Raw genomic sequence first — 20,814 nt, 5'->3', positions numbered from 1 at the left:
CAACTATATTCATATTATAATTTAGTTATCCTGCTATTTATAGGGAAAGGATTGCCTATAAAGTACTGATTAAAGTTTTATTTTATTTTTACTATCTTTGGGGGTGTTCTATATGCACTATGCATTTTCACGTATAAGGCTACGTAGCTTTTTTGGATGGATGATTATAGGGGTGTTCCTTATAATGATACCATTAGGTCTAGCAAATGTTTCTGAGAATACGATGGAGGTTATTTCACAAATAACTGTATTTTTTGTATTTCCGTTACTTTGGCTATACGTAAAAACAAATAAAAATAATGTTGTATTTAACAGTTTTTTTGATAAGCCAGGGCGTTTATCTTGGGGATTAATTGTATTAGCAACGATAATGGGGATGATTTTTTCAGTTGGCATATCTCAGATTCAATTTTACATATTAGCACATACGTTACCGAATTTCTTAGTTACTATGCTAGAAGACGGAAATGTTATTAATACGAGTAACGTATATATGACGATATTTACTTTCATTTCAGCATGTGTGTTAGCACCTATTATGGAAGAGGTTATTTTTAGGGGATTTTTCTTACAGCGGATGGCTCATAAATGGGGAATTAAAAAAGCTGTAATTATATCTTCAATTATTTTTGGCCTAGGACATTTTGATGTTATTGGTGCGTTCATGTTTGGTGTCGTTATGTGTCTTTTATACATAAAGACAAAAAATATATGGACGAATATAGCTGTGCACGCTCTAAATAATTTGATTGCAACAAGTATGCAATTTTTCGGTGGAGAAGAAAGTGGTACAATCTCAATTACTGAATTACAGGCGCAAAGTAATTTATGGATTGGTATCGGTCTTACAGTTGTTGGATTACTATGGTTAATTCCGTATGTTTGGAAACAATGGCGTACAGTAAAAGAAGTTGGCGTGCCACCAGTACGTTTTATAAATGAGCAAAAAGTAGTGAATTCATCACAAGAAAATGAAGTGTATAGTCAAGTGATCGTAACCGATAGATTGATGGCCATAGAGTTACCAGATGAGGCTGTAAATAAGCTTCGGTTAGAAGAAAATGATTATGTAACAGTAGCTGTAGAAGAAGATAAAATCGTTATAAAGAAAGCACATAATAGATAATTAAAAAGTAGCTCTTAGGAGCTACTTTTTAATTTGTAATAATTTCTACACGAAAATTATTACCATTCTTTACATATTTAATATCTGTAACAGTGCGGACTGTCTTTAAAATCTCCACTTTTTCACCAATTCGCGGGATGGTCGGAACATTGTCCCAAATACCAAGCAAGTCATCTAATTGTGCCGTTTTTTCATAAAACCAGATTTTCAATGTAAAGCCCCTTTCTTGAATTTTATGTATTTTAATACATAATATATTATTTTTATTCTTATTGTAAGGGGTTTTTTTATAATTTATGAATGAAAATAAATTAATCTTCTGGGAAGATATGTTCTATATCAGGAGTAAGAGATACTTCTGATAATACGATATGAGAAACTGTCGTTGCATATGAAGAAACATCATTGATAAATTCTTCAAGTTCAACGAGTGAAGGAACAGAAATTTTTACAATGTAGCATAAGCTTCCTGTCACTCGGTAACAAAAACTTGCAGATGGATAAGACTGAATAAACTGTTGCATACGTGTTGTATCACCATTTTTTAAAGTGATTTCTAAAATACAATCTAAAACTAGTCCTGCTTTTTTATAGTCGATATCGATTGTATATTTTTGAATAACGCCTTCACTTTCAAGTTTACGAACACGTTCTGCAGTAGACGGAGCAGATAAGTTTACTCGTTTCGCCAATTCACGCATAGAAAGGCGACTATCATTATATAATTCATTTAAAATTTTTCGATCAACACGGTCTAGTTGCATTTGTAAATATACCTCCAGTAAAATAATGATTTTTGTAAAGGAAAAATATAAATTAAGATTCATATGAAATGTAAAGTGAACGTTATTTATTTTACAATAAAACAGAAGGAAATAGGAGGGAAAATGATGGAGAGAATTTCATTATCAAATGTAGGAGATACAAAGTTTCAAAAGTTATTAGGGCATAATTCGGATATATTACACTCGTGGAGTAAGTTAGAAGATACACTGTACAATAAAGGAACTCTTTCAGCAGAGTTGAAGGAGCAAGTGAGAAGAACATTAGCGTATGGGAATGAATGTCCGTACTGTATGGCAAAGGGAAGACCTGATGATGTGCAAAAGGCAGAGGAGATTGGTGTAGCCGTTACTTTTGCGCATACATTTGTTCATAACCGAAAAGCAATAGATGATACTATGTTTCACGTATTAAAACAATATTGGACAGAAAAAGAAATTGTAGAGCTTTGCGCCTATGTTTGCTTTATTACTGCGTCACAACAACTTGGTTTTCTATTTCAATTACAGCCAAATTAAGGGGGAAATGATGACAAATCAAATAGCACTTATCATAATCGATGTACAAAAGGCATTTCAATTACCAGATTGGGGCGAGAGAAATAATATTTTTGCTGAAGAAAACATGAGAATTTTGTTAGAAGAATGGAGAAAAAGGGAACGACCAGTTTTTCATATTCAACATGTAAATAAAGAAAATGCTCAGTCAATGTTTTATGAGAGAGCGGAAACGGTAAACTTTAAAGAAGAAGTGCAACCACTACTTGGTGAAGTGGTTATTCAGAAATTCGTTAACAGCGCGTTCATTGGGACAAATTTAGAAGAGCAATTAAGAAAGAACAAATGTAATGCAGTAGTGGTTGTAGGATTAACGACAAATCATTGCGTGGAAACTACGACACGAATGGCAGGGAATTTAGGATTTACAACATATTTAGTGAGTGATGCAACGGCTACTTTTAACCGTATAGGTTTAGATGGTAAAGAGTATAGTGCAGAAGATATTCACAATATGACACTTGTAAATTTACATGAAGAGTTTGCTACGATTGTGACGACAAAAGAAGTGTTAAAATTATTTTAAGAAAATAATTGCGAATTATGTAGAAAAAAATAAGAATATTTCGTATAATCTAAGTACAATCATTTTGAAAATAGGGGTGGCATCATATGGAGCAAATTTCAGTAAAGAAATTAGAAGAGGTACTTGTTGTAGCAGGGGATGATAAACAGAAGCAAAAGGAATTTTATGAATTGCTCTTATCTACTGAGTTTTATGTTGCTGGTTCACTAGAAGCAGAGGACGGGGCAACAGAAGGAATACTTCGTTTGCGTCATTTCCAAGGAGAAGGTAGATGGATCGTTCCGTTCTTTACACAAATGGAATTTGTAAAAGATGTGTTGCCAGAAGGAACGCCCCTTATTACGATACGTGGGAAAGAGTTATTTGGTAGCATTGAGAAAGATGCTACAGCTGTATTAAATGTTGGCACTGATATAAGTAAAACATTTATTCCAGAAGAAATTGCAGATATCGCATCTGGACGAATTTTTAATTATTATAAGTAAAAGTAAAAGTAAAAGTAAAAGGAAAAGCGTAATCGCTTTTCCTTTTACTTTTTAATTTGAATATGAAGTGGCTATACCAGAAGAAATAGAGACTGTTTTATTATTCGTGTTTATTGTCGCTGTAGCTCCAAGTGGAATACCGATGTTTGGACTTATATGTCCAATTGGTAAATCGAATAGGACAGGTATATGATATGGCGCGAAATATTCATATAATATTGTTTGCAATGATTGAGATGGCTTTGAAGGAGTGCAGTCGTGACAACTTGTGAAAATAACGCCCCTGCATTTATTAAACTTTCCAGATAAAAGTAGCTGATTTAACATACGGTCAATGCGGTACGGTTCTTCACCAATGTCTTCAAGTAATAAAAGTGTATTGTCCGTATTTATCTCGTAGGGCGAGCCAATTATACTTGCTAACACAGCTAAATTTCCTCCAACTAACGTACTTGTAACTGTACTGTGGGAGCTAGGTACGATACATTCTGATGCAGATAAAATGGTTGAATACGGATGGAATAGCTGATTAAAAGAGGATAAAGATAGGGAATCAATACCTTTTCCTAGTTCTTCAATCATCGGACCATGAAATGTTATAAGCTTTGCATAACGTGAAACAGCAGTATGTAAAGCTGTAATATCGCTATATCCCCAAAAGATTTTTGGATTCTGCCTAATAACTTCATATTGAATGTGAGGAAGAAGACGAGCACTTCCATAACCACCTCGTGCACAAAAAATTGCCTTCACTTCATTATTTGTAAATGCTTCATGTATATCGTCAAGCCGAACTTGATCACTTCCGGCTAAAAATCCATATTTCTCGTAAACACTCTTCCCGATTATTACGGATAACCCCATCTCTTGTAATACATTCACACCTTTTAATACATTTTCGATTGTAGGTGGACCAGATGGTGCAATAATCATTACTGTATCACCTTGTTTTAATGCATTTGGATAAATCATTAAGCTCAGCCTCCTTCTCTTTCAATATATTCGCTTCATATGAAGTTCAACCCTTGCAAAAGCAGGGGAAAGCTTATCAAATAAAGAAGATATAAGGAAAATAGGAGGGAAAATGATGTTTACAAGTCGAGTAACAGACATATTAAAAATTGAGTATCCTGTTGTTCAAGCCGGTATGGCAGGCGCGATTACGACGCCAGAACTCGTTGCAGCAGTAAGTAATAGCGGAGGATTAGGGACGCTTGGGGCGGGCTATATGAGCCCAGAACAAATTGGTGAAGCGATTTATAGAATAAGAGAACTAACAGATAAGCCTTTCGGTGTTAATTTACTTGTAACGAAAGAGATACAAATAGAAGAAGAGAAGGTAAATGAGGCGAAAATATTACTAAGCGGAGTGAATAGAGAATTAGGTATAGAAGTAGAAGGAACGTTAAAGCTTCCAAAAAGCTATAAGGAACAATTACAAGTGTTATTAGAAGAAAAAGTACCGGTCGTTAGCTTTGCATTTCAAACGTTAGAAAAAGAAGAAATAGATGACTTAAAAAGAAGTGGAATAAAGGTTATCGGAACAGCTACCCATGTGACAGAAGCAAAAGTACTTGCAGAATTAGGGGTAGATATAATTGTCGGTCAAGGCAGCGAGGCAGGGGGGCATAGAGGAACATTTGTCGGGAAAGAACAAGATGCTATGATTGGTACTTTTGCGTTAATACCTCAGTTAGTAGGGGCTGTTCCGCATATCCCAATTGTCGCAGCAGGTGGTGTAATGAACGGACAAGGGCTTGTTGCGGCATTGGCACTAGGAGCAGAAGGTGTTCAAATGGGATCGGCCTTTTTAACAAGTGAAGAGAGTATTACGCACGATGTGTATAAAGAAGCGGTTTTACATAGTACAGATACGAGCACAACGGTAACTCGTGCGTTTTCCGGGAAATATGCACGGGGTATCCGGAATGAATTTATAGAGAGACATGAAGGAAAAGAAGAAGGGCTTCCGATGTATCCAGTGCAAAACGTATTAACTTCTAAAATACGCCAAGAGGCAGCGAAGCAAAATAAGGAAGAATATATGTCACTTTGGGCAGGACAGGCAGCATCGTTGGCACGAATCGAATCAGCTCAGCATGTAGTGGAGCGAGTTATGAAAGAAGCGGAGAATGCAATCGAGCAATTACAAAATATATACAAAAAGACCACTTGAGTAATTCAAGCGGTCTTTTCATTAGTTTGCTTTATAAAATTGTTGGATGGCTTCGTCGATGTAAACCCAGCCTTTCCAACCTAAGTGCATATGATCTTTTAAGAAGTATTTATCGTATTCATGATTTGAGAAGTCGGCAATTGGATAACCAGCTTTTTCGATTTGCTCATGAACTTTCTTATAGTATGCTTCGCGGCGTTCTTTCGGGAATCCAGCGTAGTCGTACCAAGGACCTTTGACAGGAACAGAAATGAAGAGTGGTTTTGCACCAGATTGTTTTAATAAATCAAGTACAATTTGTAAATCTTCATATTCTGGCGATTGGTCATAAGCATCATTTTTTAAGTAACCTTCACGTTGCTTTAATTTTTTCTTAATTTTGCTATTGAAATAATCATCTTCAATACCGTATTCATTAGATCCAGATTCTACTGCACCTGTTTGATCCGCATGTTTACGAGCCTCTTCCCAGTTCATTTGTTTTAATGAAGGATCAAGCTTTTCTTTGTGCGGTTTAATATTAAACATAGCTGTAAATAAATCTTTACGATCTAAAATGTTACGATAAATATAAGCGAAAGGTTTAGCAGCAAGTGCTTTTACTTTATACTTCGTATCATCATAAGCAATGCCTTCAAGCGAAATTTTTAATAAAGTTTCTTTTTTTACAATCTCAAAGTTTAATAAACGCTTTGCAATTTGTTTTTTCATTTCAGGTTTTAAATCATTGTTGAAAATGAAATGGTAACCTTGTTGCTTTGAAAAGTTAGGTGCAAAGTGCGTTTCATCAATACCTTGTGGTACAAACCATTGCGGAGAAAGAACGAATACCATTTTCTTATCTTTCAATTGATCCATTGTAGATGCGAAGTTTAACACATGTACAAGGTCTTGTGTTCCGCCGCGTCCAAGAAGGAATGGCGTAAATCCTTCAGGCTTTACTTTAAAATAATTAGATGGATGGAAAGCATCCATACGTGCGAATTCCGATGAACCGTACATCGGAAGATATTTTGGATTTGCTAACATCTTTTGCTGTAAAATCATACTTTGAATTTTTTCTTCTTTTAAAGAAGTAGCAGCTTGTTCTACTTTTTCATCACTTAAAAGTGGAAGTAGGAAGCGCGTTGGAATAAGTAAGAATACAGCAAAAAGGGCCAATGCTAAAAGCATCGGACCAAATTTTGCTTTGTTCATCGGATTTCTTCCAACTTTTTAATAACCATGTTTGGTGTAGCCCACTCGTCACGGTCAAAATCAGAAATAGAAACTTCAATATCTAAACGCTCTTGGAATTCAACTAATAAAGATACTACAGCGAAAGAATCAAGGATACCTTCTTCAAATAATTGAACATCTAAGTTTTCTTTCACAATATCGTTTTCACATACTTCTTCTAAAATATCTAATACTTGCTCTTTGAATTCTGCCATTTTTAAAATCTCCTTTATATCCGAAATATATTATATGTGCAACTTCTTAATGGAATAAGAAGGGTGCATTAAAAGTATCTGTTAAGGTGTCCAGAGAAGATTAGGAAACCGAAACATACAACGTGGAACGTAATTACAATCGCAAGGATGTGTGTAAATTTATTGTTTGGCCAAAACTTATGCTTCTTGTTTTTTCGTTCAAAAATATCGAATAAAATAAACAGTGCGGCATGGTATAGACCATAAATAACATACTGCGCAACAGCGCTTCCTTGGATGTGCCAAATTCCCATAATGAAGAAGTTTAAAAATGCCCCGATATACGAAATGGTGTAACGGTTTTTAATTAACTTTTTCTTCGTTGCAAAAAAGACGAAACGCATGTAAATAAAATCACGGAACCAGAATGATAAACTCATGTGCCAGCGGTTCCAGAAGTCTTTAATATTACGACTAAGGAATGGCTTATTAAAGTTTTCTGGCGTTTTAATTCCCATCATATAACTGATACCAATTACGAACGCACTATAACCTGCAAAGTCAAAGAATAATTGCATGCTAGTAGCGTACATAAAAATCACATTAGATAAAAGTGTATCTTGATTGGCGAATACAGCCTTTACAAGATATGTTGTTATCAAGTGCGCGATTATAAATTTATACAGGAAACCTTGGAAAATACGGTTAAACCCTGTATATAGTAACTTTTGATATTCCTCAGCACTAGGCGGCTTTTGAATATCTTTTTGGAATCTACGGTAACGATCGATAGGTCCACTTGAAATCGCAGGGAAGAATAAAACGAATTCCCAGAAATTAAAGAAGGAAAGTTCTTTAATTAAATTATCACGAACTTCAAAGACCATTTGTACAGCTCTAAATGTTACATAAGACATACCTGCGAAAACAATAAAATGCAATTCAGGTACAAATGGTGCGACTTTTGCCAAAATAAGTGGCAAAATCGATAAAATAACAGCTACACAAAACATGAATGTACTATTATTTTGTTTTCTTAAAATTAAATAGCCTTTAATAAGGACATATTGCCAAATAATAAATGCAGCTAGCATCATTGCTTGCTTTGGTTTATCTGAGAAGATAATAGCAATCATGACTAATGTTAAAACGGCATTATATTTGCGCAACATTTTACCTTTTAATCCAGCTATGATAGTAGGTATTAATAAAATGCCCACTATAGCGAAAAAATAAAATGATCCATATGCGGTCATGCTGTAACCTCACTCAATAATTTTTTGCGATCTACCTTTCCATTTGGTGTCATTGGAATAGAAGATTGATACATGAATTTACGTGGAATCATGTAGTTTGGTAATCGCTCATTGAGTTCTTTTTTGATTGCAGATGTTAATTTGAATTCTTTTTCAAACGAATGCTCCCCAGGAACAACAACCGCTAATAAATAATCGTATTTCTCACCTTTTTTAATTGGAACGATAACTGCTCCTTCTACGTAAGAACACGCACGAAGGTGATGCTCAATTTCTTCTAATTCCATTCGATAACCATGCAGCTTAATTTGGAAATCAAGACGACCATTATAGAATAGAAGACCATTTTCAACATAGCCAGCATCGCCTGTTTTATAGGCGCGCTCACCGTCAATCATAGTAAATGCTTTTTCTGTTAATTCAGGGCTTCCTAAATATCCAACGCTTACGCTTGGACCGACAATTACGATTTCACCTTTTTCACCATCAGGTGCGATCGTGCCATCTTCTTTCATAATAAGAAGGCGACAGTCTGATTTACAATAGCCAACTGGAAGTGATTTGTATTGATCAAGCACTTCTTCTGTAACGTGAATACCTGTTACAGCGACAGTAGCTTCTGTTGGACCATACGTATTCATAATTGTTGCTTTAGGGAAACGCTCAATTAATTTTCTAGCTACTTCATTTGGTAACACTTCACCGCAGAATAAGAATGTTTTCATGTTCGGTAGCATACTCTCAGAGAAAGATGCTTCCATTAAACACATTTCAGCGAAAGAAGGTGTGGAAGTCCATACTTGAATATCCGATTGCTCTAAAGAAGCAAACAAGTCTTTTGGACGCGCAATCATATCTTTATCGATTGCCCAAAGTGTACCACCTGTTACTAATGATGGGTAAATATCCATTACAGATAAATCAAATGAGAAAGGTGCTTGGTTTAAGAATACTTGCCCTGTTTGTAAGTTGAAATCTTCTACAGCCCATTTTGTAAAGCTAACAAGGCAGTTATAAGTAATCTGAACCCCTTTCGGATTACCTGTGCTTCCTGATGTGTAAATAATGTAGAAGTTCTCATCACCTTTTACCGCATGTTCAGGATTTGGAGTGTTCCCTTTATGAGTAAAGAAAATATCTTTTAAGTTGTCTTCACTTACGATGCGAACTGGTAAATCAGTTACAGTTACTGCTGTTGCCGATAAAAGTAATTTCGCACCAGAATTTTCAGCAATACGTTGTACACGATCAGCTGGGATAGATAAATCTACAGGAATGTAAGCATGTCCAGCTTTTACACATCCTAAAAAGTTAATAATCATTTCAGGTTGCATATGGCCATACACCATAATTGGTGAACGATCGTCTGGATACTCAGAAGAAATCCAATGTGCCAACGCATCAGAATCTTCCTTTAATTGTTTGTACGTAATTTTCGCATCTCGCCAAACAAAAGCGGTTTGATCAGGCGTTTCTGCAGCCCACTTTTCAATTTGTTCTAATAACTTCATAACGTTCCCACCCTAGAATTCATTGTAAATAAATGTACTTGTGTTTGTATCATGGAATCCATACAACCAAAGTAATGCAAATAAAATTGCAAGATAATAAACCGTCTTTGCAACCCATTGTGTGAGTGGTCGAGACCATATCTCTTTTAATCTTTCCATGTCTTTCCCTCTCTTAATGAAATAATAGCTCTTTGTAGGTATCATGTCCTACATTATTGTGAAAAAAACAAAATCCCACATTTTAGGTAAAAATAAGTCAAAAGGCTCTTTTTTGATATTAGCACTAAATACTAAAAAAGAAAATCCCTAACTTAGCAATTATATTACATTCAGCATGAATTTGTAATGGGTTTGACATGTAAATAGAAAGTGGATTGTGTGAATACATAAAAGTGGACTATAAGAATACGTAAAAATACAGTGTTTGTTTTTATTAATCATTTAAGACGGAGTAAACTTTTAAATTTCTAGTTCTTTTGAAAAGGAGGAAATTATCATGAATAGAGTGTGGAAGAATCTAATTTCGGAAGAAAATATCGTGAAATGGAGAAGGCATTTCCATAAGTATCCGGAATTATCATTTCATGAAAAAGAAACTTCGCAATTTATATATGATACATTATGCTCATTTTCTTCTTTTGAAGTAACGAGACCGACGAAGTATAGTGTACTAGCAATTAAAAGAGGTGTGAAGCAAGGGAAAGTAATTGCGATTCGAGCTGATATAGACGCTTTGCCAATTCAAGAGGAGACAAGTAAATCTTATACATCTGTGAATAAAGGAATGATGCATGCATGTGGGCACGATGCTCACGCAGCTATTTTATTAAGTACAGCAGAGGTGTTATCAAATATAAAGGAAGATTTTGCAGGTGAGATTCGTCTATTCTTTCAGCACGCAGAAGAGGTGTATCCCGGTGGGGGACAAGAAATGGTTGAGGCAGGTGTAATGGACGGTGTTGATTATGTAATAGGTTTACATGTTATGTCAGGACTTGAGAGTGGAAAGATAGGAATTGCATATGGACCGATGATGGCAGCTCCAGACGTATTTACAGTTGAGATTCAAGGCAAAGGAGGACATGCGGCGCGACCAGAAGAAACGATAGATCCTATTGCTATCGGAGCACAGATTATTACAAATCTACAACATATCGTATCAAGAAATACAAGTGCTTTTATGCAAAGGGTAGTTTCAGTTACACAATTTCATGGGGGAACGGCTGACAATATTATTCCTAGTACAGCAACTTTAATGGGAACTGTTCGTTCATTTAATCAAGCATTGAGGGTGGAAGCAGAAGGGAAAATCGAGAAAATTGTGAAAGGAATTACAGAAGCACATGGAGGATCGTATACATATACGTATCGATATGGATATGATCCGGTTATTAATGATGAATATATTACGAAAATAGTAGAAGAAAGTGCACTACATTTGTTTGGGAATGAGCGTGTTGTGAAGCTTGAACCTTCTATGGGTGGAGAAGATTTTTCAGCATATTTAAGAAAAGCACCTGGTTGTTTCATTAAATTAGGAACAGGTAATGAAAATATATATACTTGTTATCCACATCATCATCCGAAATTTGACGTGGATGAATCAGCATTAATTTGTGGAGTGGAGCTATTTTTAGAGACGACTATAAGATTACTAAAATTATAGAAAAACAAAAAAAGGCAACTGCACTCTATTGCAGTTGCTTTTATTTCTTTCCGTCAGAGAGGGCTGAGAAAGAACTATGCTCATTCATAGTATATGAATAGCTAACGGACAAGCTTGTACATTTTAATCATTTTTTTAAAAATAGTTATTGACATTGGTAATCAATGTCAATTAATCTAAATGTAGTTGAAATTGATAATTATTATCAATAGGATGGATGCGACATGTTAATGAGAAAGAATTTTCACCTTCTGCGGAGGGGATTAAAAGATAAAAATAAAGATGTTGATCAGCATATGGAATGGCAAAGAAATGTAATTCGGTCTGAATATGTAGATGAGAAGAAGAGCATTCAAACAGAAAAAGAGATACAAAGTAAAGGGAGAGGTTCAGTTGAGTAAGTTAGTAATGATTTTTGCAAGTATGAGTGGAAATACAGAGGAAATGGCTGACCATATTGCCGGCGTAATTCGTGAAACAGAAAATGAAATTGAAGTTATTGATATTATGGATTCACCAGAAGCTTCTATATTAGAACAGTATGATGGAATTATTTTAGGTGCATACACTTGGGGAGATGGCGATCTTCCTGATGATTTCTTAGATTTTTATGATGCAATGGATTCTATTGATTTAACTGGGAAAAAAGCGGCAGTATTCGGATCATGTGATTCGGCTTATCCGAAATACGGAGTGGCAGTTGACATTTTAATAGAAAAGCTACAAGAGCGCGGGGCAGCAGTTGTGTTAGAAGGACTAAAAGTAGAATTAACGCCAGAAGATGAAGATGTAGAAAAATGTTTACAGTTTGGAGCTGAATTTGTAAAACACCTTTCTTAATGGCAGAAGGGAGATGAAGAGCAAGTGCATGAGAAAATCTCAATCAAAACGATGACAGATTATCATTTGTATGATTTTATGCGTTGTCCGCATAAATTTTATTTTCGTCACATAAAAAGAAGAGAACCTTCTTCATTTGAATGGCAACAAATAGCACAAATGATTGTCAATCAAATTATTAACGAGTATTACACGCTACCTGCGGGTCAACAAACGAAAATTGTACTTTTAATATTAATAGAAAAGTATTGGAAAAAAGTAAGGATTAATATGTTTGCTTCGAAGACGGAATACTATATTGTATTAGCGAAGCTAACGGATCACCTATTACAGTTCGTTGAAAAGGATGATAGTCAGACACCACCATTATTTTTATACGAGAAGTTTCAAACATATATGGAAGAGTTAGGTGTCCACATGTCATTGACATTTGAAGTTGGTGAGTGGAGTGCTGAGTCGTTTGTAATTAAAAAGTATGTTGTCGATGCAGATGAGGAAATGCTTGCTCTTTGTCAGAAGCTAATGACAGTATTCAGTTATAAAGCTTTCGGAGTTCTTCCAGGAAAAATTGAAGTTATTAATTTAATAGAAGGAACTAAGTATGAGTACATTCCGAAACAGGAAAATATTATAACTGGAATGGCTGATTTATCTAGAATGAAAGAAATGTTAGAGCAACCTGAGCATTATACAGAGCGTCATTTTCGTTCTGAGTGTATAAGTTGTGCGTTTCGTAGTGAATGCCAAGGGGAAGAAGTAAAGACAGAAGCGAAACAGAAGAAAAATATAGTTCATTAAAGGATGCAACTTTGCATCCTTTTTTGTTATTGACATGAAAAGCTTTTCATCATTTACGGTATATTTGTAGCAGATTTTAATAAAGTGAAACTTTAATCAGTGGGGGTTTTGTCAATCACCCACTGATTATCAGCCCTCATTAATCGGGCTACCCACAAATAGCAGAATAAAGGGAGGAATAATCAATGAAAGATGAAACAAAAGTATTTCAATGGTTAAAAGAACAAAATGCTCCTTTTGAAATTCAACTGCAAATTTTACAGGCATTTCAATTGTATAAAGTTATTGTTGAAATGGATAAAAAGTTAATGATGTATGAGGAGAGAGTATATAGGGAGAGAATGTAATCTCATCCCTGTAATATCGTTTTTAGCTGTTCTGTGCCTGTAATGAATTCGAGTTCACTCTCTGACTCAAAATTATAAATAATATTATGTAGTAAAGGACTGTATTGATAAAAGGTAGTAATACGATGAATGAGTAATGGATCATGATGAGAAATAAGTGTACTGTACTGTTCATATACAGATGTAGTAAACTCATGTCCGAAATCATAATATAGTCCTGCAAAATCAAAAGCAGGATCGCCAATTTGCGCATCACCAAAATCGATAACACCTGAAATGCTTTTGTTATGCTTGTTAAATAAAATGTGATGATGAGTAAAATCAGCGTGAATGATTGTGTTTTGAAAAGTGGATGTAGCTAAACATGCAAAGAAATTTTCAAATAAGCGATTTAAGGCTAGTTTCTGTAATGAAGTAAGGCTAGTAGTGAGATATTGGTTTAATTTTGTTTGTAGCTCTTTCCAGTAGGTACATGTTTTTTCAATAGGGAAACATAGCGTTGTAACTTGGTGTAAAGGAATACTATGTAGTACCGCAAGGAAAGTAGCTAATTGTGTAATAATTGCTTTCAGCTTTGGATCCTCCAGCGTGGCAACTGTTTCTGTTTTTAATGGTTCACCATGAATGAGAGTATAGTAACTAAAAAGAGGAACCTCATCAGATTCATTTTTATAAATTAGGTGATATTGTGGAACTTCGATTTCTTGTAGTGATTGAGTGAGAATTGCGCATAGTTCTTTTTCTAACGGAATTCGCATCGCATATTCCTGTTTTCGCGGGAAACGAAACAGTAGCTCATCATTTACTATAACTGCTACATTATCCCATCCTTCTTCATTTTGTTTATATGAATGTATAGAAAGATTAGGCAAAGCTTCTTTTATATAATGTTTGTAAGAGTCCATAATTGTTCCTCGTTTCTGAGTTAAGTTATTCTATTTTATGATATCAGAATTTTCTTTCTATATGTTAAGATATATCTATTATTATGAAGAAGGGCGGGAGTATTACGAAAAAAAGACTGTTAATCATTTCTCTATGTATCGCTTTTGTATTGTTTTGGTCATATAAAGAGGAGGTTTTTGCTACCTTTAAACCGATTGATCAGTACGAGTTAAATAAAGAGTTAAAGAACAAAAGTATAGAAAACTTAACTCATAATGAAATGAAAAAGGTAGGAGAGCATTTTGTGACCGAGCAACTATCAGTGTTTGGGTCTACTAATAAAGAAGATGTGAAACGAAAAGGTGAAGAACTATTTTTAAATAGAGGGTATGAACAATTAATGGGAAATTATTATCCAAATCGTTTTCAAGATTTAGAGTATAAATTTACAAACGAGGAGATACGTGAAGAGACCAATGAGAGTTTTCTTTATCAAGCTGTAGCGTACGTTGCGGGTACTGAAAATGGTAAGAGTAAGAGAAGCGAAATGAAATTGAATTATGAAGTGAAAATTGTAAAGGTTAATAATATATTTATGGTGCTAGAACAAAAGCAGCGCGTACAATAAAGGAAATTCATTGCTCAATAGAACATTTGAGGGTGTATTACTTAATGCGGATAAAAAGACCCTTAAGGAATAAAGGGCCTTTAAAGATTTTCATTTTGTTGACCAAGTTCTTTTTGAGCAATATATAAATTCCCTTGCTCGACTTGTTTAAGAGTATGAACAGAATCTCCTGCATATCCTTTTTGTGTTTTAACAGTTCTTTTTGAACGATTGGAATCTTGTTTCTTCATATAATAGGCCACCTTTCATCAAAAATAAACGAAAATGATAAGTATGAGTAATACAGCAGCGAAAATGGTAATGCCCATTAAAAACGAAGTGTTTTTATATTTAGGTGGCTTATGTACATCTTGCCGATATCCAGGTGAAATTTCAGGGGCAAATTCTTCATCGAATGATTGCTTTTTTTCTTTGTCGTCCATATGTACCCACCTTTCTTTTTCATTATATTATACGTTACAAGAAAAAATATGCATAAAGAAAACAGCCGCTTTATTATTAGCGGCTGTTTTGTGTTGTATATTTTCGTTGTACTTGAAAGAGACGGATAAGTAGGAAGGCAGCGCCAAATGCTAGACCGATAATAAGACCGATCCAATAGCCTTTCGCGGCCCATTCTGTATACGTCGCTAATATGTAACCTAGTGGTAGACCTATTATCCAATAAGCAATTAAAGTCATAATTAGAGCAACATTTACATCTTTATAACCACGCAAAGCTCCTTGTACAGGGGTTGCAATTGCATCTGAAATTTGAAATAAAATTGCAAAGATAAGAAATTCTTTTGCTAAATGATGAACTTTTGCATCTGTCGTATAAATAGAAGCAATTTGATCGTCAAAGAAGTAGAGAAGAATCGAATATAATAAAGCAAAGGCAAGGGCTAATCCAATTCCAATCAGTCCGTATTGTTTTGCATTATCGTAACGTTTTGCTCCAACTTCGAATCCAACCGCAATAGTCATTGCCATTGCTAAACTTAGCGGAGTCATATATAACAAGGAAGCAAAGTTCATAGCTGCTTGGTGAGCTGCAATAGTTGTCGTACTAAAATTACTCATCATGAGCGTTACCGCAGCGAAAATACTCGTTTCAAAAAAGATAGCAAATCCGATAGGGACGCCAAGTTTTAAGAATGCTATCCAACTCGAAAGAGAAGGTCGGTATAATTGTTTGAAAATGTTGAAAGAGGCAAAAGGCTCTTTCGTCTGAATAATAATGACTGTAATAATTAAAATGCACCAATATGTTGCAGTGGAAGCAATTGCTGCTCCGGCACCACCGAGCTTTGGGAAACCGAAGTTACCAAAAATTAATAGGTAATTTAATATTACATTAATTGGTAATGATAATAATGTAATAATCATCGTTGTTCGAGTTTTTCCTAATGCATCAATAAATCCACGTAAAACAGTGTAAGTGAATAAAGGTATAATTCCTATTGCGATAATACTTAAAAATTGCGCTGCAATACGTTCCACAGGTTCTTCTAAGCGCATGCCATTTAAAATAGGTGAAATGACGAAAAAACCGATGAGGATAACAACGAAGCTAGCACAAATTGCTAAATAAACTGCTTGTATGACAACGTGGGGAACGTCCTCTTTTTTCTTGGATCCAACGAGCTGTGCAACAATGGGAGTAGTAGCCATTAAAATTCCTGTTAACCCCGTACTAACTGGAATCCATATACTTGTTCCAATTGCCACACCTGCTAAATCAGTTGGACTTGCATGTCCTGACATCGTTGTATCAAAAAAACTCATCGCAAATAATGACATTTGCGTTACGAAAATCGGAAAAAATAGTAATACAAATTGCTTTAACTTTTGTGAGAATGAAGTAGTTTCTTTCATAAAATCCCCTTTCCGTATAAAAAAACAAACTCTTACTATCATACAATTTAATCAAAGATTAGAAAAGAAATACGCGCCTATAACATATGAAGCCAATAAAAAAAGGATGCACTTTGAAAAGGGATAAGGTATTATGATAAGGTGTGAAAAAATTACATATTATTTGTTATTAAGGAGGCACTACTTGTGGCTGATTGGTTAATTGGTTTAATCATGGGTGCTGTTGAAGGGTTAACAGAGTTTCTACCAGTATCATCAACAGGACATATGATTTTAACAGGACATTTAATTGGATTTGACGATGAGAGAGCGAAAGTTTTTGAAGTTGTTATCCAATTGGGATCGATTTTAGCAGTTGTTGTTATATTTTGGAAGCGTCTATGGTCGTTAGTTGGAATAGGTAAAGTAACAGACGGACCATCGTTAAATTTATTACATATTATTATCGGGATGATTCCTGCCGGGGTACTTGGCGTATTATTCCATAGCACTATTAAAGAGGTTTTATTTGGTCCAGGACCAGTTGTTATTAGCTTAGTAGCCGGTGGTATTTTAATGATTGTTGCTGAGAAGTTTTCGAAACCAAGTACAGCAAGAACGTTAGATGAAATCACATATAAACAGGCATTTACAATTGGAATGTTCCAATGTTTAGCTCTTTGGCCAGGATTTTCTCGTTCTGGTTCTACAATAAGTGGTGGTTTATTAGCTCGCGTGTCGCATACAGCGGCAGCTGAATATACGTTCATTTTAGCGGTACCGATGATGGTAGCTGCAAGTGGCTTAGATTTAATTAAAAGCTGGGATGTATTAAGCTCAGCAGATATAACGCTATTTGTAACAGGATTTGTAACTGCATTCGTTGTTGCGATGCTTGCAATTGTTTCATTCTTGAAATTATTATCTCGTGTAAAACTAACACCGTTCGCTTATTATCGTTTCATTTTAGCTGCGGTATTCTATTTCTTCATTATGTAATAAAAAAACCTGCCGAGCTCGGCAGGTTTTTATTTTACTACTTTTTCCATCATGTTTTCCATTACATGTTCCCAAAGAGAAGTATCATCAGCTAATGTAGCACGGAAATTAGCATACATTTCTTTTTGTTTTTCTTCGAAAGTTGGATCTTCTTTTTCAGGTAATGTAGCGCGCATTGAAGTTACTAATTCTTGTACTTTTGGAGCGCGTGGTCCCCAAACAGCTTGTTCATTTCCATCTTTATCAATGAAAATAAAGATTGGAATCGCACGTGCTGTTCCATTTGTTAAATATTGATCCATTAATTCTAAGTTTTCATCGCGAATTAATAAACTCATATCAATATTTGCAACTTCAGAAATTCGTTTCATAACAGGTACGCATAAAAGAGCATCGCCACACCAATCAGCAGTTAATACGATAACACGCCAGCCATCATTTTGACGTTCTTCTAATACAGGAAGTAATTCATTTGGAATTAAAAAATTATTGTAAATGTGTAGTAGCTCGTATTGGTTTACTTGCATTTCATTCACATATGTATCAAAGGACATACCTTTATCAGCCCATTGTTGTAAGTTCATAATTAACACCTCTTTAGTAAGATTTGCTTTCATTGTACCAATTTTTATATAGAAAAGCTTGTATTCTTACTCTTTCTTGTCACTTAATAATTTATTTAATAGAAAAAAGAATAGTACGACACATAATTCAGTTAAGTTGGACATTTGTACGCTTTCTATCCAATCATCAGCAGTATGAATGACGAACCAATCTAGTGTAATTTCAATGAATGAGAAAAGAGTGAGAGAAATCCAATTTGACATGTTTTGAGTCAATGGATATAGCAGCGCTTTGAAGAAACTGAAAATAAATAATGTAATACCATCTAAGAAAGTGATTAATAAAAAAAAGAGAAGTAAAGCAGTACGTGAACTATACGCTATACCTGTAATTTGAAAGATTCCTACATATACAAAAAATATAAATGTAAAAACTATAATGAGAAAAAGAGCAATAATACTAATGATAATTGTTTTATCTTTTAGGCTGAGATTTGAGAACCTATCCTCCTCATGCATTAAAATACCCCTTTTTCTGGAAGTTGACTTCATTTTATCATGAAATACATATTAAAAAACTACGAATTATGGGAAAATAAGGTGACAAAAAGTAAGATTTCATGTAAAATTATTAATAAGGTTTTTATTTAACTAAATGAAATAAAAGGAGCTGTCAATGTTGTCTCAAAATCGAGAGCAATTAATGGAAGAACTATCGACAAATGTGTTTGCTATGTTTCGCACGTTGCGTAATGATATCGGAAAAATATTTGGTGGTTACATACCGTGGAATGAATTCATCGTCCTAAGAATATTAAATCGTACGAATAAAGAAATGGTATCGCGTGTAGCAAATGAATTAAATGTGTCGAATAGTCATATTACAGCTGTTACAGAAAAATTAATTAATAAGGGTTTTGTAACTCGTTCACGTTCTACATCAGATCGCCGAGTTGTGTATTTAGAGATTACAGAACAAGGGAAAGATTTAGTTGCGAAAATGGAAGATGCGAAAAAACAATATTTACAAGAAAGATTCTCTGCACTTTCAGAAGATGAAATGAATGTAATGATTTCAATTTCCAAAAAACTTATTTAAGTGATTATAAACAAGAAAACGCTTACGTGATAAAATAGAAGGTCTTCCTTATAGATGGGAGATCTTCTTTCGTGTGTAATAGATGTTAATAAATAAAATGTGTATGAAAAAAGATAGAGCGCCATACTACTAATACAAGGAAGGAGGGAGAAATATGACGAATCGTAACGGTAGTAAAGGGAGCGGTAATCAAGGATCACCAAAGTCCGGCCAGTTTAATCAGGAATTTAGCACTGAATTTGAAACTGGTAATGATAATAAAGGGAAAGAATATCGTTCTAAAAAAGGGAGTAAATCAAAAAAGGAGTGAAATAATTCACTCCTTTTTTGATTTACGATGCTGCCGATTGATCCGTATTATATTTTTCTTCTGATTTTGCGACAATCATTGCGCAAATTGCATCACCAGAAATGTTTACAGCTGTTCTAGACATATCTAGAATACGGTCAATACCGATAATTAAAGCGATACCTTCTACTGGTAGATTTACTTGATTTAAAACCATTGTAAGCATTACAAGTCCAACACCAGGTACACCAGCAGTACCGATACTAGCTAGTACAGCAGTTAATACGACCATAGCTAATTGCGGTAATGTAAGTTCAACTCCGTATACTTGAGCGATAAATACAGTGGCTACTTCTTGCATAATGGCAGTACCATCCATATTAATAGTTGCCCCTAGTGGTTGTACAAATGAGCTTATCGCTTTTGGAACGCCAAGCTTATCTTGTGCTGTTTTCATTGCAAATGGAAGCGATGCATTAGAGCTAGATGTACTAAATCCAATTGCCATTACTGGTCCGAAATGTTTAAAGAAACGAACAATACTTTCTTTTGCTAATACCTTTAATAAGCCGCCATATATGTACTGACCCCTGTCAAGTAGACAGTAATTAAAACGCATAGTTAAGAAGCCTGAGTTCGATATTCGTATGGACTCAGGTTCTTTAATTTTTTCTGAAAACGATGGTGGTTATAAAAATGAATATACTTATGTACGGCAAATTTAACTTCTTCTACTGAACGAAATGAACTCAGATTAAAACACTCCGCTTTGAAATGACTAAAGAAATTCTCCATACAAGCATTGTCCCAACAATTCGCCTTTCTAGACATACTAGCTTTCATCTTATGTTTTTTTAGGAAATCATTATATTGGCGTGAAGTGTATTGGAAACCTTGATCACTATGCAAAAGAATCCCTTGCACGTTTCGTTGTTTTTTCGCCTTGTTTAGCGTATCGATAACTAGTTGTATATCATGACGATGGCTAATATGATAAGCTACAATTTCATTGTTATAAAGGTCCTTTATGGC

Annotated in this window: 29 protein-coding genes and 1 pseudogene; 14 read left to right on the top strand and 16 right to left on the bottom strand. The window is 34.7% G+C overall.

Annotated elements, in window-relative coordinates:
• Positions 1-112: 112 nt before the first annotated feature.
• Complete coding sequence (locus MR168_RS03875) at positions 113-1,126, top strand: CPBP family intramembrane glutamic endopeptidase (protein WP_000558812.1); 1,014 nt, start codon at positions 113-115, stop codon at positions 1,124-1,126.
• Positions 1,127-1,154: 28 nt separating this feature from the next.
• Here MR168_RS03875 and MR168_RS03870 read toward each other — a convergent pair whose 3' ends face one another.
• On the bottom strand, positions 1,155-1,337 hold the full coding sequence (locus MR168_RS03870) for a DUF3913 family protein (RefSeq protein WP_000707107.1): 183 nt from the start codon (positions 1,335-1,337) through the stop codon (positions 1,155-1,157).
• Positions 1,338-1,437: 100 nt separating this feature from the next.
• Positions 1,438-1,890: an Lrp/AsnC family transcriptional regulator gene (locus MR168_RS03865; RefSeq protein ID WP_001175498.1), complete on the bottom strand. Its 453-nt coding sequence runs from the start codon at positions 1,888-1,890 to the stop codon at positions 1,438-1,440.
• A 123-nt stretch (positions 1,891-2,013) separates the two neighbouring features.
• Here MR168_RS03865 and MR168_RS03860 point away from each other — a divergent pair, with 123 nt between their 5' ends.
• From MR168_RS03860 to MR168_RS03850, 3 genes are all read left to right on the top strand, one after another.
• The gene (locus MR168_RS03860; RefSeq protein WP_012593181.1) at positions 2,014-2,427 is read left to right on the top strand and encodes a carboxymuconolactone decarboxylase family protein; all 414 of its coding nucleotides are present in this window, start codon (positions 2,014-2,016) and stop codon (positions 2,425-2,427) included.
• 10 nt (positions 2,428-2,437) lie between these two features.
• Positions 2,438-2,992, top strand: coding sequence for a cysteine hydrolase family protein (locus MR168_RS03855; RefSeq protein WP_000184429.1), 555 nt, complete (start codon positions 2,438-2,440; stop codon positions 2,990-2,992).
• Between the two features lie 86 nt (positions 2,993-3,078).
• A complete protein-coding gene (locus tag MR168_RS03850; protein ID WP_000435265.1) occupies positions 3,079-3,477 on the top strand; it encodes an SseB family protein in 399 nt (132 codons plus the stop codon).
• A gap of 51 nt (positions 3,478-3,528) precedes the next feature.
• Here MR168_RS03850 and MR168_RS03845 read toward each other — a convergent pair whose 3' ends face one another.
• Positions 3,529-4,449, bottom strand: coding sequence for a S66 peptidase family protein (locus tag MR168_RS03845; RefSeq protein WP_016122156.1), 921 nt, complete (start codon positions 4,447-4,449; stop codon positions 3,529-3,531).
• A 115-nt stretch (positions 4,450-4,564) separates the two neighbouring features.
• Here MR168_RS03845 and MR168_RS03840 point away from each other — a divergent pair, with 115 nt between their 5' ends.
• Positions 4,565-5,653, top strand: a complete 1,089-nt coding sequence (locus MR168_RS03840; protein WP_000495274.1) for an NAD(P)H-dependent flavin oxidoreductase — start codon at positions 4,565-4,567, stop codon at positions 5,651-5,653.
• A gap of 21 nt (positions 5,654-5,674) precedes the next feature.
• Here the strand turns inward: MR168_RS03840 and dltD are convergent, their stop codons facing one another.
• The 5 genes from dltD to MR168_RS03815 form a co-directional block, all read right to left on the bottom strand.
• Positions 5,675-6,850: a D-alanyl-lipoteichoic acid biosynthesis protein DltD gene (gene dltD / locus MR168_RS03835; RefSeq protein ID WP_001030287.1), complete on the bottom strand. Its 1,176-nt coding sequence runs from the start codon at positions 6,848-6,850 to the stop codon at positions 5,675-5,677.
• The gene (gene dltC / locus MR168_RS03830; RefSeq protein WP_000807310.1) at positions 6,847-7,086 is read right to left on the bottom strand and encodes a D-alanine--poly(phosphoribitol) ligase subunit DltC; all 240 of its coding nucleotides are present in this window, start codon (positions 7,084-7,086) and stop codon (positions 6,847-6,849) included. The genes dltD and dltC overlap by 4 nt, the downstream gene beginning before the upstream one ends.
• A 68-nt stretch (positions 7,087-7,154) precedes the next feature.
• Complete coding sequence (dltB, locus tag MR168_RS03825) at positions 7,155-8,321, bottom strand: D-alanyl-lipoteichoic acid biosynthesis protein DltB (RefSeq protein ID WP_016122158.1); 1,167 nt, start codon at positions 8,319-8,321, stop codon at positions 7,155-7,157.
• Complete coding sequence (gene dltA, locus MR168_RS03820; protein ID WP_000770505.1) at positions 8,318-9,832, bottom strand: D-alanine--poly(phosphoribitol) ligase subunit DltA; 1,515 nt, start codon at positions 9,830-9,832, stop codon at positions 8,318-8,320. The genes dltB and dltA overlap by 4 nt, the downstream gene beginning before the upstream one ends.
• 12 nt (positions 9,833-9,844) lie before the next feature.
• Positions 9,845-9,991: a teichoic acid D-Ala incorporation-associated protein DltX gene (locus MR168_RS03815; protein ID WP_000440293.1), complete on the bottom strand. Its 147-nt coding sequence runs from the start codon at positions 9,989-9,991 to the stop codon at positions 9,845-9,847.
• A gap of 337 nt (positions 9,992-10,328) precedes the next feature.
• Here MR168_RS03815 and amaA point away from each other — a divergent pair, with 337 nt between their 5' ends.
• The 5 genes from amaA (at position 10,329) to MR168_RS03790 (ending at position 13,483) form a co-directional block, all read left to right on the top strand.
• Positions 10,329-11,498, top strand: coding sequence for an N-acyl-aliphatic-L-amino acid amidohydrolase (gene amaA / locus MR168_RS03810; protein ID WP_006928846.1), 1,170 nt, complete (start codon positions 10,329-10,331; stop codon positions 11,496-11,498).
• A 224-nt stretch (positions 11,499-11,722) separates the two neighbouring features.
• Positions 11,723-11,899 carry a hypothetical protein gene (locus tag MR168_RS03805; protein WP_000929023.1) on the top strand — a complete coding sequence of 59 codons (177 nt, stop codon included), beginning with the start codon at positions 11,723-11,725 and terminating at the stop codon, positions 11,897-11,899.
• The gene (locus MR168_RS03800) at positions 11,892-12,338 is read left to right on the top strand and encodes a flavodoxin (protein WP_000041153.1); all 447 of its coding nucleotides are present in this window, start codon (positions 11,892-11,894) and stop codon (positions 12,336-12,338) included. The genes MR168_RS03805 and MR168_RS03800 overlap by 8 nt, the downstream gene beginning before the upstream one ends.
• A gap of 24 nt (positions 12,339-12,362) precedes the next feature.
• Complete coding sequence (locus tag MR168_RS03795) at positions 12,363-13,136, top strand: hypothetical protein (protein ID WP_016122159.1); 774 nt, start codon at positions 12,363-12,365, stop codon at positions 13,134-13,136.
• A gap of 185 nt (positions 13,137-13,321) precedes the next feature.
• The gene (locus MR168_RS03790) at positions 13,322-13,483 is read left to right on the top strand and encodes a hypothetical protein (protein ID WP_000651086.1); all 162 of its coding nucleotides are present in this window, start codon (positions 13,322-13,324) and stop codon (positions 13,481-13,483) included.
• Positions 13,484-13,485: 2 nt separating this feature from the next.
• Here MR168_RS03790 and MR168_RS03785 read toward each other — a convergent pair whose 3' ends face one another.
• Complete coding sequence (locus tag MR168_RS03785; protein ID WP_242291194.1) at positions 13,486-14,388, bottom strand: aminoglycoside phosphotransferase family protein; 903 nt, start codon at positions 14,386-14,388, stop codon at positions 13,486-13,488.
• A gap of 83 nt (positions 14,389-14,471) precedes the next feature.
• Between MR168_RS03785 and MR168_RS03780 the strand changes: the two genes are divergently transcribed.
• Positions 14,472-14,996, top strand: coding sequence for a hypothetical protein (locus tag MR168_RS03780; RefSeq protein ID WP_000715254.1), 525 nt, complete (start codon positions 14,472-14,474; stop codon positions 14,994-14,996).
• Between the two features lie 80 nt (positions 14,997-15,076).
• Here MR168_RS03780 and MR168_RS03775 read toward each other — a convergent pair whose 3' ends face one another.
• The 3 genes from MR168_RS03775 to MR168_RS03765 form a co-directional block, all read right to left on the bottom strand.
• Complete coding sequence (locus tag MR168_RS03775; protein ID WP_000743742.1) at positions 15,077-15,226, bottom strand: hypothetical protein; 150 nt, start codon at positions 15,224-15,226, stop codon at positions 15,077-15,079.
• An 18-nt stretch (positions 15,227-15,244) separates the two neighbouring features.
• Positions 15,245-15,418 carry a hypothetical protein gene (locus tag MR168_RS03770; RefSeq protein WP_000341062.1) on the bottom strand — a complete coding sequence of 58 codons (174 nt, stop codon included), beginning with the start codon at positions 15,416-15,418 and terminating at the stop codon, positions 15,245-15,247.
• 76 nt (positions 15,419-15,494) lie between these two features.
• Positions 15,495-16,853 (bottom strand): MATE family efflux transporter, encoded by a 1,359-nt coding sequence (locus MR168_RS03765; RefSeq protein WP_242291193.1) that lies wholly within the window; start codon positions 16,851-16,853, stop codon positions 15,495-15,497.
• A gap of 186 nt (positions 16,854-17,039) precedes the next feature.
• On the opposite strand from MR168_RS03765, the gene uppP reads away from it, so the two are divergent.
• The gene (uppP, locus tag MR168_RS03760) at positions 17,040-17,831 is read left to right on the top strand and encodes a bacitracin resistance undecaprenyl-diphosphatase (protein WP_000796256.1); all 792 of its coding nucleotides are present in this window, start codon (positions 17,040-17,042) and stop codon (positions 17,829-17,831) included.
• A 29-nt stretch (positions 17,832-17,860) separates the two neighbouring features.
• On the opposite strand, the gene MR168_RS03755 is transcribed toward uppP, so the two are convergent.
• Positions 17,861-18,448, bottom strand: coding sequence for a thioredoxin family protein (locus MR168_RS03755; RefSeq protein ID WP_002023667.1), 588 nt, complete (start codon positions 18,446-18,448; stop codon positions 17,861-17,863).
• A gap of 33 nt (positions 18,449-18,481) precedes the next feature.
• The gene (locus tag MR168_RS03750; RefSeq protein ID WP_000544069.1) at positions 18,482-18,913 is read right to left on the bottom strand and encodes a regulatory YrvL family protein; all 432 of its coding nucleotides are present in this window, start codon (positions 18,911-18,913) and stop codon (positions 18,482-18,484) included.
• Positions 18,914-19,073: 160 nt separating this feature from the next.
• Here MR168_RS03750 and MR168_RS03745 point away from each other — a divergent pair, with 160 nt between their 5' ends.
• Both MR168_RS03745 and MR168_RS03740 read left to right on the top strand, forming a co-directional pair.
• Complete coding sequence (locus tag MR168_RS03745; protein ID WP_000081432.1) at positions 19,074-19,493, top strand: MarR family winged helix-turn-helix transcriptional regulator; 420 nt, start codon at positions 19,074-19,076, stop codon at positions 19,491-19,493.
• A gap of 154 nt (positions 19,494-19,647) precedes the next feature.
• Positions 19,648-19,803, top strand: coding sequence for a hypothetical protein (locus tag MR168_RS03740; RefSeq protein ID WP_000184928.1), 156 nt, complete (start codon positions 19,648-19,650; stop codon positions 19,801-19,803).
• 22 nt (positions 19,804-19,825) lie between these two features.
• Here MR168_RS03740 and MR168_RS03735 read toward each other — a convergent pair.
• Together MR168_RS03735 and MR168_RS03730 are read right to left on the bottom strand one after the other, a co-directional pair.
• Positions 19,826-20,365 (bottom strand): annotated as a pseudogene (locus MR168_RS03735) (dicarboxylate/amino acid:cation symporter); the annotation flags it as partial.
• A gap of 38 nt (positions 20,366-20,403) precedes the next feature.
• The coding region (locus MR168_RS03730; RefSeq protein WP_242291192.1) for an IS3 family transposase at positions 20,404-20,814 on the bottom strand (411 nt) is incomplete at its 5' end.

This window comes from Bacillus cereus group sp. BfR-BA-01356 (genome assembly GCF_022663635.1).
Classification (GTDB): Bacteria; Bacillota; Bacilli; order Bacillales; family Bacillaceae_G; genus Bacillus_A; species Bacillus_A cereus.
This window is presented reverse-complemented; position numbering and strand designations above follow the sequence as displayed.